Origin of the sequence: Rhizobium redzepovicii (genome assembly GCF_019793435.1) — a bacterium.
GTDB classification, from domain to species: Bacteria; Pseudomonadota; Alphaproteobacteria; order Rhizobiales; family Rhizobiaceae; genus Rhizobium; species Rhizobium redzepovicii.
In genome coordinates this window covers 175232-190577 of the sequence record NZ_JAILYH010000005.1, presented here as the reverse complement: position 1 = coordinate 190577, position 15346 = coordinate 175232, and the positions used below count along the sequence as shown (strand labels likewise).

The 15346-nt window shown below is 61.6% G+C and carries 13 protein-coding genes; 8 read left to right on the top strand and 5 right to left on the bottom strand.

All coding sequences use genetic code 11. The features are described 5' to 3' along the window. Positions 1 to 126: 126 nt before the first annotated feature. The 3 genes from K6N12_RS09925 to K6N12_RS09915 all read left to right on the top strand — a co-directional run bounded on the left by K6N12_RS09925 (position 127) and on the right by K6N12_RS09915 (position 5405). The gene (locus K6N12_RS09925) at positions 127 to 882 is read left to right on the top strand and encodes a LuxR family transcriptional regulator (protein WP_097625148.1); all 756 of its coding nucleotides are present in this window, start codon (positions 127 to 129) and stop codon (positions 880 to 882) included. A 216-nt stretch (positions 883 to 1098) separates the two neighbouring features. After that, on the top strand, positions 1099 to 4563 hold the full coding sequence (gene pyc / locus K6N12_RS09920) for a pyruvate carboxylase (protein ID WP_097625026.1): 3465 nt from the start codon (positions 1099 to 1101) through the stop codon (positions 4561 to 4563). 269 nt (positions 4564 to 4832) lie between these two features. Beyond that, a complete protein-coding gene (locus tag K6N12_RS09915) occupies positions 4833 to 5405 on the top strand; it encodes an NADPH-dependent FMN reductase (RefSeq protein WP_097625025.1) in 573 nt (190 codons plus the stop codon). Positions 5406 to 5449: 44 nt separating this feature from the next. On the opposite strand, the gene K6N12_RS09910 is transcribed toward K6N12_RS09915, so the two are convergent. The 4 genes from K6N12_RS09910 to K6N12_RS09895 all read right to left on the bottom strand — a co-directional run bounded on the left by K6N12_RS09910 (position 5450) and on the right by K6N12_RS09895 (position 8883). Beyond that, on the bottom strand, positions 5450 to 6214 hold the full coding sequence (locus K6N12_RS09910) for an amino acid ABC transporter ATP-binding protein (protein ID WP_097625024.1): 765 nt from the start codon (positions 6212 to 6214) through the stop codon (positions 5450 to 5452). Then, entirely contained in the window at positions 6211 to 6891 is a 681-nt protein-coding gene (locus K6N12_RS09905; RefSeq protein ID WP_064841116.1) for an amino acid ABC transporter permease, read from the bottom strand. The genes K6N12_RS09910 and K6N12_RS09905 overlap by 4 nt, the downstream gene beginning before the upstream one ends. Before the next feature lie 207 nt (positions 6892 to 7098). Continuing rightward, positions 7099 to 7872 (bottom strand): amino acid ABC transporter substrate-binding protein, encoded by a 774-nt coding sequence (locus K6N12_RS09900; protein ID WP_097625023.1) that lies wholly within the window; start codon positions 7870 to 7872, stop codon positions 7099 to 7101. Between the two features lie 153 nt (positions 7873 to 8025). Next, positions 8026 to 8883, bottom strand: a complete 858-nt coding sequence (locus K6N12_RS09895; protein WP_097625022.1) for a DMT family transporter — start codon at positions 8881 to 8883, stop codon at positions 8026 to 8028. Positions 8884 to 9085: 202 nt separating this feature from the next. Here K6N12_RS09895 and K6N12_RS09890 point away from each other — a divergent pair, with 202 nt between their 5' ends. The 4 genes from K6N12_RS09890 to hisC all read left to right on the top strand — a co-directional run bounded on the left by K6N12_RS09890 (position 9086) and on the right by hisC (position 13545). Continuing rightward, positions 9086 to 9862, top strand: a complete 777-nt coding sequence (locus tag K6N12_RS09890; RefSeq protein ID WP_097625021.1) for a DeoR/GlpR family DNA-binding transcription regulator — start codon at positions 9086 to 9088, stop codon at positions 9860 to 9862. Positions 9863 to 9926: 64 nt separating this feature from the next. Beyond that, a complete protein-coding gene (locus K6N12_RS09885; RefSeq protein WP_097625020.1) occupies positions 9927 to 11120 on the top strand; it encodes an MFS transporter in 1194 nt (397 codons plus the stop codon). A 96-nt stretch (positions 11121 to 11216) separates the two neighbouring features. Then, a complete protein-coding gene (gene ispG, locus K6N12_RS09880) occupies positions 11217 to 12467 on the top strand; it encodes a flavodoxin-dependent (E)-4-hydroxy-3-methylbut-2-enyl-diphosphate synthase (RefSeq protein ID WP_097625019.1) in 1251 nt (416 codons plus the stop codon). A gap of 16 nt (positions 12468 to 12483) precedes the next feature. Continuing rightward, positions 12484 to 13545 carry a histidinol-phosphate transaminase gene (gene hisC, locus K6N12_RS09875; RefSeq protein WP_097625018.1) on the top strand — a complete coding sequence of 354 codons (1062 nt, stop codon included), beginning with the start codon at positions 12484 to 12486 and terminating at the stop codon, positions 13543 to 13545. A gap of 8 nt (positions 13546 to 13553) precedes the next feature. Here hisC and K6N12_RS09870 read toward each other — a convergent pair whose 3' ends face one another. Continuing rightward, positions 13554 to 14468, bottom strand: coding sequence for a polyprenyl synthetase family protein (locus tag K6N12_RS09870; RefSeq protein WP_097625017.1), 915 nt, complete (start codon positions 14466 to 14468; stop codon positions 13554 to 13556). 134 nt (positions 14469 to 14602) lie between these two features. Between K6N12_RS09870 and K6N12_RS09865 the strand changes: the two genes are divergently transcribed. Then, a complete protein-coding gene (locus K6N12_RS09865) occupies positions 14603 to 15340 on the top strand; it encodes a transglycosylase domain-containing protein (protein ID WP_097625016.1) in 738 nt (245 codons plus the stop codon). The last annotated feature ends 6 nt before the right edge of the window (positions 15341 to 15346 follow it).

Sequence of the window (15346 nt, the reverse complement as noted above, 5' to 3'; positions counted from 1 at the left end):
TTTTAATAAATTTTTAGCGCAGCATTAAATTAGAGACTGCATTTTTTGAGACGACCGTTTCGCGACCCATTTGAAAGCCGCCGACGGCCTCGGATGCGGGCGTCACGTCCGGGCAAGGGGCATTTTGTGAATATTAATTTGTTAATTCAATTGCTTATAGTTCTGGAAGAATCGCCGAACTCTCGGGCTGTGGTGACCGAGCTCGAACGGGTGATCGACGATAGCGGCTTCGAATATTACGGCCTGCTGCGCTATTTGCCGCAAAATCCTGTGCAGCGGAATCCGGAACCTCGGGCGGCGGCGCTTGCCGATCGCTGGCCGGAACAATGGCCGCAAATCTATTCCGCGAAAAAATATGTCATGATCGATCCGATGGTGCGCTATCTCGCCCATGCCCAGCGGCCTTTCCGCTGGCGGGAAAGTTTGGCAGCCTTCGGCAAGGATGCGCAGCGGCGCCGCATGGAGCAGATGATGGTCGATGCTTTCGGTCACGGACTGGAAGACGGTTATATCTTTCCGGTCCACGGACGGAACGGCATTCTCGGCAGCCTCAGTCTCGCCGGCAAACCTGTCGAGCTGTCGCCGGTGGAGATCGCCTTGTTTGAAGCGGTGGCGCGCAAGAGCTTCTGGCGATTGCTCGAACTGAAGGACGAGGCGCAGGCGCTGGAATCCGTGCTGCCGGCCGACACGCCGCTGACGCGACGTGAAATGGAGATCCTGCATTATCTCGCCGAAGGCATGACCTCGATGGAAATCGGCAAGGTGCTGAAGATCTCAAACCACACCGTGGACTGGTATATGAACGGCTTGCAGAACAAGCTGAAGGCGAAAAACCGGCAACAGGCGGTGGCGCTTGCCTTTCGTCACCGGCTGATAAGCTAAAGCAGCCTGCTGACAATATAAGCGATTTTCATACTACCTCTTTGATTTCGATCAGGATTCGGATCTGGGCCGATCCGGCGAGGCTGCATCCGCATCCAGAATGGCGAGAAATTGCATTTCGCAGTCGCAAGAGAAATTGAACTTCCTGTGACAAGAAGTTAAGAATTTCCTTCGCGGGTGCAGCATGCCCGCGTCTGAACGTCTGAGGAGACCGTTTTGCCCATTTCCAAGATTCTCGTTGCCAATCGCTCCGAAATTGCCATTCGCGTGTTCCGCGCGGCCAACGAGCTTGGAATAAAAACCGTGGCGATCTGGGCTGAGGAGGACAAGCTGGCGCTTCATCGCTTCAAAGCGGACGAAAGCTATCAGGTCGGCCGCGGCCCGCATCTGGCGCGTGATCTAGGACCGATCGAGAGCTATCTGTCGATCGACGAGGTGATCCGCGTCGCCAAGCTCTCGGGCGCCGACGCCATTCACCCGGGTTACGGCCTGCTGTCGGAAAGCCCCGAATTCGTCGATGCCTGCAACAAGGCCGGTATCATCTTCATCGGCCCGAGGGCCGATACGATGCGCCAGCTGGGCAACAAGGTTGCCGCCCGCAATCTGGCGATCTCGGTCGGTGTGCCTGTCGTGCCGGCGACCGAGCCGTTGCCCGACGATATGGCCGTGGTGGCGAAGATGGCGAAAGAGATCGGTTATCCCGTGATGCTGAAGGCCTCTTGGGGCGGCGGCGGGCGCGGCATGCGCGCCATCCGCGACCCGAAGGATCTTGCCCGCGAGGTGACCGAGGCCAAGCGCGAGGCGATGGCCGCCTTCGGCAAGGACGAGGTCTATCTGGAAAAGCTCGTCGAGCGCGCCCGCCATGTCGAAAGCCAGGTTCTCGGCGATACGCACGGCAATGTCGTGCATCTGTTCGAGCGCGACTGCTCCATCCAGCGCCGCAACCAGAAGGTTGTCGAGCGGGCGCCGGCCCCTTATCTATCCGAGGCGCAGCGCCAGGAACTTGCCGCCTATTCGCTGAAGATCGCCGCGGCGACCAATTATGTCGGTGCCGGTACCGTCGAATATCTGATGGATGCCGATACCGGCAAATTCTACTTCATCGAGGTCAATCCGCGCATCCAGGTCGAACATACGGTGACCGAAGTCGTCACCGGCATCGACATCGTCAAGGCGCAGATCCACATCCTTGACGGCGCCGCGATCGGTACGCCGGAATCCGGCGTTCCCGCTCAGGCCGACATCCGTCTCAACGGCCATGCGCTGCAGTGCCGTATCACCACCGAAGATCCGGAGCACAACTTCATTCCGGATTATGGCCGCATCACCGCCTATCGCTCGGCCTCCGGCTTCGGTATCCGCCTTGATGGCGGCACCTCCTATTCGGGCGCCATCATCACCCGCTATTACGATCCGCTGCTCGTCAAGGTCACGGCCTGGGCGCCGAACCCCTCCGAAGCGATTTCCCGCATGGACCGGGCGCTGCGCGAATTCCGTATTCGCGGCGTCGCCACCAATCTGACCTTCCTCGAAGCGATCATCGGCCACCCGAAATTCCGCGACAACAGCTACACCACCCGTTTCATCGACACGACGCCGGAGCTCTTCCAGCAGGTCAAGCGCCAGGACCGCGCAACGAAGCTGCTCACCTATCTCGCCGACGTCACCGTCAACGGCCATCCCGAAGCCAAGGACCGACCGCGGCCGCTGGAAAATGCTGCCCAGCCGGTCGTTCCCTATGCCAACGGCAATGGCGTCAAGGACGGCACCAAGCAGCTGCTCGACACGCTCGGCCCGAAGAAGTTCGGCGAATGGATGCGCAATGAGAAGCGCGTGCTCCTGACCGACACGACGATGCGCGACGGCCACCAATCGCTGCTCGCCACCCGCATGCGCACCTATGACATCGCCCGCATCGCCGGCACCTATGCGCATGCGCTGCCGAACCTGCTCTCGCTTGAATGCTGGGGCGGCGCCACCTTCGACGTCTCGATGCGCTTCCTGACCGAAGATCCGTGGGAACGGCTGGCGCTGATCCGCGAGGGCGCGCCGAACCTGCTCTTGCAGATGCTGCTGCGCGGCGCCAACGGCGTCGGCTACACCAATTACCCCGACAATGTCGTCAAATACTTCGTCCGCCAGGCGGCCCGCGGCGGCATCGATCTCTTCCGCGTCTTCGACTGCCTGAACTGGGTCGAGAACATGCGGGTGTCGATGGATGCCATCGCCGAGGAGAACAAGCTCTGCGAGGCGGCGATCTGCTATACCGGCGATATTCTCAATTCCGCGCGCCCGAAATACGATCTGAAATATTATACCGACCTTGCCGTCGAGCTGGAAAAGGCCGGCGCCCATATCATCGCGCTCAAGGACATGGCCGGCCTGCTCAAGCCCGCGGCGGCGAAGGTGCTGTTCAAGGCGCTGCGCGAGGCGACCGGCTTGCCGATCCATTTCCATACGCATGATACGTCGGGGATTGCGGCGGCAACCGTGCTTGCCGCGGTCGAAGCCGGCGTCGATGCCGTCGATGCGGCGATGGATGCGCTCTCCGGCAATACCTCGCAGCCCTGTCTCGGTTCGATCGTCGAGGCGCTGCGCGGGTCGGAGCGCGATCCGGGCCTCGATCCGGAATGGATCCGCCGCATCTCCTTCTATTGGGAGGCCGTTCGCAACCAGTATGCCGCCTTCGAAAGCGATCTGAAGGGGCCGGCCTCGGAAGTCTATCTGCATGAAATGCCGGGCGGCCAGTTCACCAACCTCAAGGAGCAGGCCCGCTCGCTCGGTCTGGAGACCCGCTGGCACCGGGTGGCGCAGGCCTATGCCGACGCCAACCAGATGTTCGGCGATATCGTCAAGGTGACGCCGTCTTCCAAGGTGGTCGGCGACATGGCGCTGATGATGGTGTCCCAGGACCTGACGGTTGCCGACGTCGTCAGCCCCGAACGCGAGGTCTCCTTCCCGGAATCGGTCGTCTCGATGCTGAAAGGCGATCTCGGCCAGCCGCCGTCGGGATGGCCGGAGGCGCTGCAGAAGAAGGCGCTGAAGGGCGACAAACCCTATACAGTGCGTCCCGGCTCGTTGCTGAAGGAGGCCGATCTCGATGCCGAGCGTAAGGTCATCGAGACGAAGCTGGAGCGGGAGGTCAGCGACTTCGAATTCGCTTCCTATCTGATGTATCCGAAGGTCTTCACCGATTTCGCGCTCGCTTCCGATACCTACGGCCCGGTCTCGGTGCTGCCGACGCCTGCCTACTTCTACGGCCTCGGTGATGGCGAGGAGCTGTTTGCCGATATCGAACGCGGCAAAACTCTTGTCATCGTCAACCAGGCGATGAGCGCCACCGACAGCCAGGGCATGGTCACCATCTTCTTCGAGCTCAACGGCCAGCCGCGCCGCATCAAGGTGCCGGACCGCGCCCATGGGGCGACGGGAGCAGCGGTCCGCCGCAAGGCCGAACCCGGCAATGCCGTCCATGTCGGTGCGCCGATGCCGGGCGTCATCTCGCGCGTCTTCGTCTCCTCAGGCCAGGCCGTCAGCGCCGGTGACGTGCTCGTCTCGATCGAGGCGATGAAGATGGAAACGGCGCTGCATGCCGAGAAGGACGGCACGATCGCCGAGGTGCTGGTCAAGGCGGGCGATCAGATCGACGCCAAGGACCTGCTCGTCGTCTACGGCGGCTAAGCAATTCGGCCTGCCGGAGCGCTCGACGTCGCTCCGGCAGCGCATCATTCGTGATCAATCACCCGATTGTGTGCGTTCGGCCGACGGGAATGCGGAACTTTTGACCGTTTCCTGCAGCCCCCGGCTTGCCGGGCATGGGGCTTATTTCCTAGAAATGGCGGGCGCATAACCCTAAAGGATTATACGCCATTGAAAGCGAGGAGCGTTCGTAGCGCGTCCTATCGGCCGTAACGTTCCAGCAAACCCGTCATTCAACAGGAAAGATCCCCATGAGCAAGCTGAAGATTGCCGTCATTGTCGGCAGCACGCGTATCGGCCGTTTCGCCCAGCACCCGGCCAAGTGGATCGCTGACCTCACCGGCCAGCGTTCCGATCTGGACGTCGAGGTTCTTGATCTTTTCGACTATCCGATGCATTTCTTCGGCGAAGAGCGCGCCACCACGGCGGAAAGCGAATCCGCCGAGCGCTGGAAAAAGAAGCTGCGCGAATTCGACGGCTTCATCTTCACCGTCGCCGAGTACAACCATGCTCCGACGGCGGTTCTGAAAAACGCGATCGATCTCGGCGAATTCATCCAGAAGCCGGTCGGTTTCGTTGGTTACGGCGGCGTCGGTGGCGCACGGGCGGTCGAGCAGCTGCGGCTGATCTTCGTGGAAATGAGCGCTGCTTCCGTCAAGACCGGGGTCCACATCGCATTCAGCGAATACCTTGCCGTTCTCAAGGAGGGCAAGGGCCTTGGCGACTACCCGCATCTCAACGAAGCCGCCAAGAACCTGCTTGACCAGATCACCTGGTGGGGCAATGCGCTGAAGGCCGCGCGCGCCGTCGTCACGGCCTCCTGACCGGTATTCCGGCAATGCCGGGATGGCAGCATCCCGGCATTGCCTCAGATATCGTAGGTATGGGCGGCGGCGTTGATCGTCGAGATGAAGCGCTTGGTGCGTTCGCGTTCCGGCGCAGTAAAGATCGCCCTGGCGCTGCCCGTCTCGACGACGCTGCCCGCTTCCAAGAAGACGACGTCATTGGCGATCTTCGAGGCGAGCCGGAGATCGTGGGTCGCCATCACCATCGTCGTGCCCTCGCGGGCAAGCTGACCCAGTACGTCGACCACTTCGGCCGAGAGTTCCGGATCGAGCGCCGAGGTCGGCTCGTCGCAGAGAAGTACGCGCGGCGACGGCGCCAAGGCGCGTGCGATCGCCACACGCTGCTGCTGACCGCCTGAGAGCGTCGACGGCCAGGCGTCGGCCTTGTGGGTCATGCCGACCTTGGTCAACAGCTCCATAGCGCGTTCACGCGCCTTTTCCCGCGGCCATTTCAGCACTGTCACCAAGCCCTCCATGACATTCTCGATCGCGGTCTGATGCGGGAAAAGCTGAAAATTCTGGAAGACCATGCCGGTCTGGCGGCGGATCTTCTGGATCGCCTGCCAGCTCGTTCGTTTGCCCGGGGCAAAGGACAGCGTTTCTACGCCGAGTCGGATCGCGCCTGATGTCGGGATTTCGAGCAGGTTGATGCAGCGCAGCAGCGTGCTTTTGCCGCCGCCTGAGGGGCCGACCAGCGCGGTGACGCTGCCTTCGGGAATACGGATGGTGATATCCTTGAGGATGACGGCGTCGCCGAAGCGCTTTTCGATGTTGGAAAGCTCGATCATGCATTGGCCTCCAGCATGCCGCCATACCGTGCGAAGCGGCGTTCCAGCCGTACCTGCAGCTGCGAAAGGACGGAGCTCAGCACGAGATAGAGCAGCGCCGCCTCGATATAGAGGATCAGCGGCTCATAAGTGGTGGCAACGATGCGCTGCGCCGCCTGGAAAAGCTCCGGCACGGTGATGGCGGCGGCCAGCGAAGTATCCTTGACCAGCGAGATGAAGGTGTTCGACAGCGGCGGCACGGCGACGCGGGCGGCCTGCGGCAGGATGGTGCGGCTCATTGCCTGCCGCCAGCTCATGCCGATCGAATAGGCGGCCTCCCACTGGCCCTTGGGCACCGAGGAGATGACGGCGCGAATGATCTCGGAGCTGTAGGCGCCGATATTCAGGGTAAAGCCGATCAGGGCGGCGGGAAAGGCATCGAGCAGAATGCCGATGCTCGGCAGGCCGTAGAAAATCACGAAGAGCTGCACGAGCAGCGGCGTGCCGCGGATGACCCAGACATAAAAACGGGCGATGGCCGCGACAGGTCCCGGGCCGAAAAGCCGGGCAATCGCGGTGATCAGGCCGAGGATCAGGCCGAAGACGAAGGACAGCAGCGTGAGGGGAATGGTAAAGATCAATCCCGCCCAGAGGAGCGAGGGGAGCGATTCCGCCATCAGTTGAAGCCAGTGGGGCAAAGGGGTGCTCCCTCTCGTGGATTGGTGCGTTCGAGCTGTACCCCTCCCCAACCCCTCCCCACAAGGGGGAGGGACTTGCCCAGTCTCTCGCCGCGCGAAATAGCAGCCGAACTGCGGGCCGAAACGGTTATTTTGAGATGAGGCGGTCCGCCTTCGAAATCCCTCCCTTGTGGGGAGGGGTTGGGGAGGGGACTTTCTTGAATGGACTTACTTCGAAACGTCCTGGCCGAAATACTTGTCGGCGATCTTCTTATAAGTGCCGTCGGCCTTGATGTCGGCGAGCGCCTTGTTGATTTCGGCCAGAAGCTCCGGCTCATTCTTGCGGATGATGACGCCGGAATAATCGGCATTTTCCTGTTCGGCGGCGATCTTCACCGGCGCGTCCGGCTTGTGCTTCTTGAAATCGAGGAAGGAGAGGCTGTCGTTGATCGTCGCGTCGGCGCGCTTGGTCAGCACGAGCTGGATCGACTGGTCGAAACCATCGGTGCCGACGAGTTCGGCGCCGGCTTCGGTTGCGATCTTGCCGAAGTTGCTGGTCAGCGACTGGGCGGATTTCTTGCCCTTCAGGTCTGCGAAGGTCTTGATGCTGTCGTCGCCGTCGCGGACGATCAGCACGGCCTTGGAGGCGATATAGGGCTCGGAGAAATCATATTTCTGCTTGCGGGCTTCGGTGATGCCGACCTGGTTGATGACGGTGTCGTAGCGCTTGGCATCGAGGCCGGCGATCAGGCCATCCCACTTGCCTTCGACGAACTCGGCCTTGACGCCGAGCTTGGCAGCGATCGCTTCGCCGATCTCGACGTCGAAGCCGACGAGCTTGCCGCTTTCGTCATGATAGGTGAAGGGCGCATAGGTGCCCTCGGTACCGATCTTGAAGACGCCGGCCGATTTGATGGCGGCGAGGTTTTCGCCGGCATGGGCGGGCAGGAGGGCGGCGGCCTGAATGAGGGCGGCTACGGCGACGGTTTTCAACCAGTTCATTGTTTTATCCATCCTTGGGAGGTTGTCATCGGATGAGGGATAGTTCGCAGAAATTTAGGGCGCCGGAAGCGTAAAAAACTGCGAATAAAAGCAGCAACTGCAAATATTTTTCTCAAGCGGCCGTCTGAGCTGTGAATCCTGCAGAAACGGGCATCACGCCGCGATGCGGCGGCGCAGCTTTTCGCTGACGATGATAATCAGTCCGGCGGCGAGGATCATGGCCGCGCCGAATACGACATTGGGCGTGGGGATATCGGCCCATATCAGATGACCCAAGAGAAAGGCCCAGACGAGGGAAGTATATTCGAACGGCGCGAGCACGGAGACCGGCGCCTGCCGCATGCCCTCGAAGAGAGCGAACTGCGCGGATCCGGCGACGACGCCGGTGGCAATGAGAAGCGGCAGCTGTGCCATGTCGGGGGTCTTCCATGTGCAGAGAACGGCAACACCGGTCATCACAAGGAAAAAGACGTTGGAAACGGTAAGCTGGACGATGGTTTTCTCGTGCAGCGAAGTCTTGCGCAGCAGCACCATGGCCGAGGCCCAGAGAACGGCTGCCTGCAGTGCCAGGTAAACCGGCCAGGAAATGGTGAGACCGATGGGGTTGCAGGCAATTAGCACGCCGACGAAACCGACGCCGACGGCAAGCCAGCGCGCAGGCGTGACCTCTTCTTTCAAGATGAGCCATGCAAGCACGGTGCCGACGATGGGTGCTGCGTAATAGAGCGTCGTCACTTCGGCCAGCTGCAGGCGGCTTGCCGCGGAATAATAGGAAAGCCAGGCACAGAGAAGAAGGATGCTGCGGGCGATCATCGGCTTGATGATCGGCGATCGCATCGTCTGGCGGACGAGCTTGCCGCGGCCAAAGGTAAGGATGGTGAGACTGCGGAAAAACAGGATCTGCCAGACCGGAATGCTTGAGGTCAGGATCTTGATAATCGCATCATGGAATGTGAACGCCATATAGGCGAGGCTCGTGAGCAGGATGCCCAGGCTGACGGAGTTTTTCACGGGAGCGCACCAGATGGCAGAATGCCGGCGGGGAAGTGGGGAATGGTCGATCGATAGGCCTCTTGACCGGTCAATAGGCGATCTTTCGCATGGTGGAGCTTTGTTTCACAACGTCAGGAAATGTGTGTTTGTGCATATTGTGTGCCGGATCATAAGCGTTTATGCACGTTTCTAGTTTCACAGATTTCAATCCGGTAAAAACATGCAGGATTTTTTGTTGCGCGAGCGCCAGGGCGTGATTTCCGAGAGGCTGCGGCTGAACGGCCGCGTGCTGGCGACGGAACTTGCGCTCGAATTCGGCGTCTCCGAAGATACGGTGCGGCGCGATCTGCGCGAAATGGCCGCGGCAGGGCTTTGCGAGCGGGTCTATGGCGGCGCATTGCCGATCTCGCCGGCGCATGGAAGTCTGACACAGCGGATCGGTTTTGCCGTTGACCGGAAACGGGCGCTGGCGCGCGCTGCGACACAGCAGATTGCCGCCGGTTCGACGGTATTCTTCGATGCCGGCAGCACCAATCTGGCGATTGCCAACGCACTGCCGGCTGAACTTGCGCTGACGGCTGCAACGAATGCGCCGGCGATCGCCGCGGCGCTGATCGACAAGCCTGCCGTCAACGTCATTTTGATCGGCGGAATGGTGGACCGGCAGACGGGCGGTTCGCTCGGTGCCAAAGCCTTGCGGGATATGGAGCAGATTTCGCCCGATCTCTGCATTCTCGGCGCCTGCGGCGTCGATCTTGAGGCCGGCATCACCGTGTTCGGTTTCGAAGATGCCGAGTTCAAGCGCTATGCGGCGTCGCGAAGCAGAAAGGTATTGGTGGCGGCAACCTCGGAGAAATTCGGCACTGCCGCCCCCCATAGCATTCTGCCAGTTGCCCATTGCGAATGCCTGGTGGTCGAGCACGATGCCGATCCGGCCATTCTCGCCGATTACCGCGCGCGCGGATGCAGGACCGTCGTCGCCGAGAAAACGAACTGAGACCCTCGTCATCGAGTTTAGGGAAACCGGGCGTGCAAGCCCGGCAATGAGGAAAGACCGAGAAATGGACAGTCATGTGAATGCGCCGCCGGCAGCTCGAAGCGGCTTCATCACCAGAAGCAGGGCGGCGGTTTCCCTGCTCTTTCTCATGAACGGCTTCGTCGTCGGCTGCTGGGCGCCGAAGATCCCGGATTTTGCCGAGCGGTTGGCGCTCTCCAAGTTCGAACTCGGGCTGATGATCCTTGTCTTCGGCGTCGGCTCGCTGGTGATGATGCCGATCGCCGGGGCGCAGATTGCCAAACACGGCTCGCGTATCGTCGTTCAGCTGCTGGCTGTCTGCGTGCTGCCGCTGCTCCTGGCATTGACGCTCGCGCCGAATGTGATCACCGGGGCAATCTCGCTCTTCCTGTTCGGCGGTTTTATCGGCGCCATGGATGTGGCGATGAATGCCAATGCCGTGTCGGTCGAAAAATCCATGCGTCGCTCCATCATGTCGTCCTGCCACGCTTTCTGGAGCCTCGGCGGGCTGATCGGCTCGGGTCTCGGCGGCATCGTGATCTCCAAGCTGGGCATTCTCGGCCATGCCGAACTGGCGACGGTGCTGGCGGCGATCTTTCTCGCGATCGCCTGGCCAATGATCCTGGCCGATCCGCCGCATCCCGATGCCAAGAAGGAAAAGACCAGGCTGCCGATGGTGCCGCTGCCGTGGCTGCTCGGATTGATGGCCTTGTTCTCCATGGTGCCGGAAGGCGCGGTTCTGGACTGGGGCGCGCTCTATCTCCGCCAGGAAATGGATGCCTCCGTGGCGCTCTCCGGCCTTGGTTTTGCAGCCTTTTCGGCGACGATGGCAATCATGCGCTTTGCCGGCGACCTGGTGCGCGACCGTCTGGGCGGCGTCAAAACGCTGCGGATCTGCACCGTGTTTGCCATCGTCGGCATGCTGCTTGCAGGTCTGGCGCCGAATGCGGAGATTGCCATTCTGGGCTTTGCCTTTTGCGGCATCGGCATCTCCAACATGGTGCCGATCGCCTTCTCGGCGGCGGGCAACATTCCCGGCCTCAAGCCCGGCATCGGCATCTCGGTCGTCACGACCATGGGCTATTCCGGCATGCTGGTTGCGCCGTCCTTGATCGGCTTCGTCGCCGAGCATGTCGGCTTTGCGGCGGTCTTCATGGCGCTGCCGGTACTCCTGCTCGTCGTTCTGCTGTTCTCCAAACTAGCCCGTTATGCCGACGGAGTCTCCGGCGGCGGCCATTAAGCCGCCTCCCAACAAAAGTGATATCAGGAGCGGTTGACAAGAAAGCAGTCATGATCCACCTGAAAGGCACTGTTTTCAGGGGTCCAGGAACTCTTAATGTCTCCAATTGCCGATTTTGATCCGAAACCGCGCCGCGCATCCGTTGCCGTCGATGTCGGCGGCGTCATCGTTGGCGGCGGGGCGCCGGTCGTCGTGCAATCGATGACGAACACCGATACGGCCGATATCGATTCGACCGTCGCGCAGGTCGCCGCACTCCACCGGGCTGGCTCGGAGCTGGTGCGCATCACCGTCGACCGAGACGAAAGTGCGGCCGCCGTGCCGAAGATCCGCGAGCGGCTGTTGCGGCTCGGCATGGACGTGCCATTGATCGGCGACTTCCACTATATCGGCCACAAACTGCTTGCCGATCATCCTGATTGTGCCGCAGCGCTGGCGAAATACCGCATCAACCCCGGCAATGTCGGCTTCAAGGACAAGAAGGACAAGCAGTTCGCCGAGATCATCGAGATGGCGATCCGCTATGACAAGCCGGTGCGCATCGGCGTCAACTGGGGTTCGCTCGATCAGGATCTCCTGACGGCGCTGATGGATGAGAATGCCGCAGCCGGCTCGCCGTTTTCGGCCCGGCAGGTGACGCGCGAGGCGATCGTGCAATCGGCGCTGCTTTCGGCGGCCCTTGCCCAAGAGATCGGCTTGCCGCGCAACCGCATCATCCTGTCGGCCAAGGTCAGCCAGGTCCAGGACCTGATCGCCGTCAATTCCATGCTCGCCGAGCGTTCCAATCACGCGCTGCATCTCGGCCTGACCGAAGCCGGCATGGGCACCAAGGGCATCGTCGCTTCGTCGGCGGCGATGGGCTTCGTGCTGCAGCAGGGCATCGGCGATACGATCCGCGTGTCGCTGACACCGGAGCCGAACGGCGACCGCACGCGCGAAGTTCAGGTGGCGCAGGAAATCCTGCAGGTCATGGGCTTCCGCCAGTTCGTGCCCGTCGTTGCCGCCTGTCCCGGCTGCGGACGCACGACGTCGACGGTGTTCCAGGAGCTTGCTCAGAACATCCAGAACGACATCCGCAAGAACATGCCGGTCTGGCGCGAGAAATATCCGGGCGTCGAGGCGCTGAACGTTGCCGTCATGGGCTGCATCGTCAACGGACCGGGCGAAAGCAAACATGCCGATATCGGCATTTCGCTTCCCGGCACCGGCGAGACTCCGGCAGCCCCCGTCTTTATCGACGGCCGGAAGGCGCTGACGTTGCGCGGTCCCAATATCGCCGCCGACTTCGAGGCGCTCGTCGTCGACTATATCGAGAAGCGTTTCGGCCAGCGGACGGCGGCGGAATGAAGGTCGGCGAATTCGCATGAGCCGCTACTGGTCGCCCATCGTCAGCAAGCTCCGACCCTACGTCGCCGGGGAGCAGCCCCGCATTCCCGGTCTGGTCAAGCTCAACACCAACGAGAACCCCTACGGGCCGTCCCCGAAGGCGATCGAAGCGATCGGCCAAGCGGCGGATGATCGTTTGCGGCTCTATCCCGATCCGGCGGCGACGGAATTGCGCGAGACGATCGCTGCCCGTCACGGCCTGACGGCGGATGAGGTCTTCGTCGGCAACGGCTCCGACGAGGTCCTTGCGCATACGTTTCAGGCGCTGCTGAAACATGAGCTGCCGCTTCTCTATCCCGATGTGAGCTACAGCTTCTATCCGACTTATAGCCTGCTATACGACATCGAAGCGATCGAAGTGCCGGTCGATGACAAGTTCCAGGTCCGGCTTGCGGATTACGACAGGCCGTGCGGTGCGATCATCATACCCAATCCGAATGCGCCGACCGGCATCGGCCTGCCGCTTGCCGACATAGAGGCGCTTGTCGCCGCCCATCCGGATGCGGTCGTGGTGATCGACGAGGCTTATGTCGATTTCGGCGGTGACAGCGCCATTCCGCTCATTTCCAAATATCCCAACCTGCTTGTCGTTCAGACCCTGTCGAAATCCCGCTCGTTTGCGGGCCTGCGAGTCGGCTTCGCGCTCGGACAGCGGGACCTGATCGAGGCGCTGGTGCGCGTCAAGGACAGCTTCAATTCCTATCCGCTCGATCGCCTGGCGCAGGTTGCCGCAACGGCAGCGATCAAGGACGAGGCGTGGTTCGAGACATGTCGGAGGAAGCTGATCGCCAGCCGGAACGGTCTCGTCCGGGACCTCGAAGCGTTGGAATTCGAAGTGCTGCCGTCTCAGGCGAATTTCGTTTTCGCAAGGCATGAAAGCCGGTCGGGTGCTGCGCTTCAAGCGGCTCTGCGGGAGCGTGGCGTTCTCGTCCGGCATTTCGCCAAGCCGCGCATTTCGGATTTCCTGCGCATCAGCATCGGCACGGACGAGGAATGCGCGCGTCTGGTTTCCGCCCTCAAGGAAATACTGGCAGCCTGAGTGACGCTTCAGCTCTTCCGGTCGGCGATGAAATGTGCCGCCGCGATCAGCGTCGAGGCGCGGGCGCCGTAGGGGGCAAGCAGCGCCTCGGCATCGCGGACATGCTGGCGGAGCTGCTCCTCGGCCCATTCGATGCCATGCAGCGCCACGAGCGTTCCCTTGCCGCGGGCCGCATCCTTGCCGGTCGCCTTGCCCATGGTCGCGGCATCAGAGGTCAGGTCGAGAATGTCGTCGGCGAGCTGAAAGGCAAGGCCGATCTTTTCGCCGAAAGCACGCAGGCGGCGACGATCTTCCGGCGGACTCGCCGCGATGAGGGCGCCGGCTTCGCAGGCGAAGCGGATCAGCGCGCCGGTTTTCATCGCCTGCAGGCGGATGATGCCGGCCTCGTCAGGGGCTTGTTTTTCCGCCGCGAGATCGAGCGCCTGGCCGCCGGCCATGCCGCCGAGACCGGCGGCGCGGGCAAGCGCCAGCACCAGCGAGGCCTTGCTCGTATCGGCAAGCGTAGTTTCCGGCGCGGCGATGATATCGAAGGCGTAGGTCAGCAGGCTGTCGCCTGCGAGGATCGCGGTGGCTTCATCGAACTTAATATGAACAGTCGGTTTGCCGCGGCGGAGATCATCATCGTCCATGGCGGGCAGATCGTCATGCACCAGCGAATAACAGTGGACGCATTCGAGTGCGGCGCCGACGCGGCGTGCGGCCTCGGCATCACCGCCAAGAAGGGCGGCGCTTTCGACCACCAGGAACGGGCGCAGCCGCTTGCCGCCGTTCAGCACGGCATAGTGCATGGCGCTGCGCAGCGTCTCGGGCCTGGCGATTTCGTCGGAAAGGGCGTTCGGTAAAAGCAATGCATCGAGCAGCGCCTCGATCTCGCGGGCGTTGTTCTTCAGCCTCGTCTCGAAAGTGTCCCGGTTCGCATCCATGGGCGCTGTTTGGCATGAGCGCCCCCGGGCTTGCAACGGAATTGTCGATGGCGCGGCAAGATTCGCCACGCACTCTGGCATAAGCGGCCTACAGGCGTTATGAGAACGACAGGAGCGAAATCGGGTTGGGGACATTGGATATAGCGCCGGAGAGAGAGGACATCGCCGACATGCCGGCTCGCCGGCAATGGTTCGGAGACCGGCGCGTGTTGAAACGCATCGTGCTTGCCGTGCTGGCGCTGGTGATCCTTCCTTACGCGCTGATCTTTTTCTACGTGCTGCCGTTCATTCACCCCGTCTCGACGCTGATGCTGCGCGATCTCGTACTGCTGCGCGGCTATGACCGCAGATGGGTGTCGCTTGATGAGATCGCCCCGGTTGTGGTGCAGTCGGTGATGATGTCCGAAGACGGGCAATATTGCTTTCACGGCGGTGTCGACTGGGCGGAAATGCGCCTGCTGGTCGAAGATACGCTGAAGGGCCAGGCAACGCGCGGCGGCAGCACCATCCCGATGCAGACGGCGAAGAACCTCTTTCTCTGGAACAGCCGCTCCTTCGTGCGCAAGGCGATGGAGCTTCCGCTGGCCGTCTCCACGGATTTCGTCCTGTCGAAACGGCGGCTGATGGAAATCTATCTCAACATCGCCGAATGGGGTCCGGGCATTTACGGCATCGAGGCGGCGGCTCAGCATCATTTCATGGTGCCGGCCTCGAAGCTGACACGGCGCCAGGCATCGCTGCTTGCGGTCTCGCTGCCGAACCCGATCGACCGCAATGCCGGCAAACCAGGCCGCGGCCTTCGCCGGCTTGCCGGCGTGATCGAGAGACGCGCACAGGGTTCCGGCGATTACATCAAATGCATCTATGAGTGAGAGCAG